Annotated in this window: 1 protein-coding gene; it reads right to left on the minus strand. The window is 38.5% G+C overall.

The features are described 5' to 3' along the window. On the minus strand, positions 1-882 hold an 882-nt coding region (locus E1171_RS00825), incomplete at its 3' end, for a hypothetical protein (protein WP_155203159.1). Between the last annotated feature and the right edge of the window lie 144 nt (positions 883-1,026).

Raw genomic sequence — 1,026 nt, forward strand, 5'->3', positions numbered from 1 at the left:
AGCTTTTTGGGTATTTCCATCGTTTCTGTTACCATTTATTAAGTTCACCCCATCGATTTCATTAGCATCCCCATCTTGGTCAATGGAAGCTGTTTGACTGTTCCAATCATTGTTATCTCCATCGATTAAGTTAACTTGCTCCACAACATTTTCATCATCCCCGGCTTGATCAATCCCAGCTTTCTGACTGTTGTCATCGTTGTTGTCCCCGCCAATTTGGTTAACATCGCTAACATTATGGCCCACCCCTTCCTGATGCGACCTAATCTCTTGCGTATTCCAGTTATTGTTGTTACCACCTATTACATTAATGTCCTCATCAAGGCCGTTATTTTCCCCCTTTTGATTAGCCCAAATTTTTTGAGTGTTTTCATCATTGTTGTTACCATCTATTAAATTCACTTCGTCAATATTATGATCATCCCCATCCTGATCAGCCTCAATTATTTGGCTGTTTTCATCATTTCGACTGCCCTCTATTTGATTACTATCAGCAATATCAAGATCTTCCCCCCCCTCCTGTCTGGCACTTAATCTTTGACTATTCCAATTATTGTTATTACCATTAATTATGTTCGAATCTGTGATATCAATTTCCTCATCCCCATCCTGTTTTGCTCTCAAAGATTGTTGGTTCTTATCATTTCGGTTGCCTGCTATAATATTGTTTTCTTCAATTAAATTATCATTACCACTTTGCCTAAAAAGAACTGACTGTTTATTATGGTCGTTATTATTTCCCGTTATTACGTTATTTTCGAGAACCTCAGTTCCTCCGTTCTGGGAACCTAAAGCATTTTGGTTGTTGTTGTCATTGCCTTGGGTCCAACCTAGGTGTGCTACACCGTAAAGGGCCAGGATAGTTAGGATTAGTTTCTTCATTTTCATTAAAAGTTTTGGCGAAGGTGAAAGGGGTTAATTAGTGTTCAATAGAAGGTAATAAATAAGGGATTGTCAAAAGGAGGGTGAAAAGTTCAAATAGCTTAACTCAAAGTAGCAAAGCCCCATTGGAGGCCTTGCTACTTA

Origin of the sequence: Xanthovirga aplysinae, assembly GCF_009711365.1 — a bacterium.
Taxonomy (GTDB): Bacteria; Bacteroidota; Bacteroidia; order Cytophagales; family Cyclobacteriaceae; genus Xanthovirga; species Xanthovirga aplysinae.